This is a genomic window from Arthrobacter sp. Bz4, assembly GCF_003075455.1.
Classification (GTDB): domain Bacteria; phylum Actinomycetota; class Actinomycetes; order Actinomycetales; family Micrococcaceae; genus Arthrobacter_D.
In genome coordinates, this window is sequence record NZ_QDAE01000070.1 from 1 (window position 1) to 1,255 (window position 1,255).

1 protein-coding gene is annotated in these 1,255 nt (G+C 60.9%); it reads left to right on the plus strand.

Features of this window, described 5'->3' with window-relative positions:
• The first annotated feature begins 78 nt into the window (after nucleotides 1-78).
• Nucleotides 79-1,226, plus strand: a protein-coding gene (locus DDA93_RS16085; RefSeq protein ID WP_116779319.1) for an IS3 family transposase whose coding sequence is annotated in 2 segments (ribosomal slippage) — nucleotides 79-343 and nucleotides 343-1,226 — 1,149 coding nt in all. Because the reading frame shifts where the segments join, the coding sequence is not laid out codon by codon here.
• Nucleotides 1,227-1,255 lie beyond the last annotated feature (29 nt).

Consider the following 1,255-nt stretch of genomic DNA (forward strand, 5'->3'; position numbering starts at 1 on the left):
GGTTGGGTCCCCGGGTAGGAGTCCAGTGATTATGTGAGTTTCGCATCCGATAATGGGTGCAGGAGGAAATTCACCGATATGGCACGTAGACATACCCCTGATCAGGTCATCGCGAAGGTCCGGCAGGGCCAGAAGATGCTCAACGATGGACGGCCGATGATTGAGGTCGTGAAGGAACTGCAGGTTACCGAAGCGACCTGGTACCGGTGGCTGAACCAATACGGTTCCGAGCACAACGCCGGCCAGACCAAAGCGGTACGGGAGCTCGAGAAGGAAAACGCCCGGCTGAAGAAGCTGGTTGCGGAGAAGGAACTGACCATCGACATACTCAATGAGGTGGCGCGGGGAAAATTTTGAGCCCGGAACCTCGGCGGCGTGCGGTGCGCATGGCGCAGGAGAAGTTCGGGGCGTCCGAAAGACTCGCCTGCAAGATCCTGGGCCAGAACCGTTCCGCGTTGCGCAAGGGGCGGCCGGTCGCGAGCTTCGAAGACCACCGGCTGCGGGTCGATCTGAGGGCTGTTGCGGGGAAGCATCCGGCGTGGGGGTGGCGGAAGGCGCGCTGGCACCTACTCAGCCAGCCAGCCTGGCATGGGGTGGCCTTGAACGCGAAGCGGGTGCGCCGGCTGTGGCGACTCGAGGGACTTACCTGCAAGCCCAGGGCGCGAAAGAAGCGACGGACTGGGCCAGGGGCTGGTGAGCAGAAGCGGTTGGCTGCCCAGTATCCGATGCATGTGGTCAGCTTTGACTTCCAATCCGATGTGACCTCCTGCGGGCGCCATGTGAGATTCTTCAACGTCATCGATGAATACACCCGTACCGCCCTGGCCATCATCCCGCGGCGGTCTTTCACCGCGACGGATGTGGTCGCGGTGCTCGAGGACATCATCGCCGAAACCGGTGTCGTGCCGACGTATGTCCGCTCGGATAACGGGCCGGAATTTACCGCCGCGGCGCTGATCAGCTGGTGCCAAACCGCGGGGGTGGAGACCGCTTTTATTGACCCGGGGTCGCCGTGGCAGAACGGGTACGCCGAGTCATTCAACGCCCAATTCAGAAGGGAACAACTCACCGGGGAAATCATCGACACCCTGGCCGAAGCAAAGTACCTGGCCGATGAATGGAAACAGATCTACAATCATGAACGGCCCCATGGATCCCTCGATGGAATGACACCGTCGGCTTACTGGGAAAACTGGACCGCAGGAAACCAACTAGCTATCGCATAGCCACTGGACTGCTAACGGGGGCCCAACCA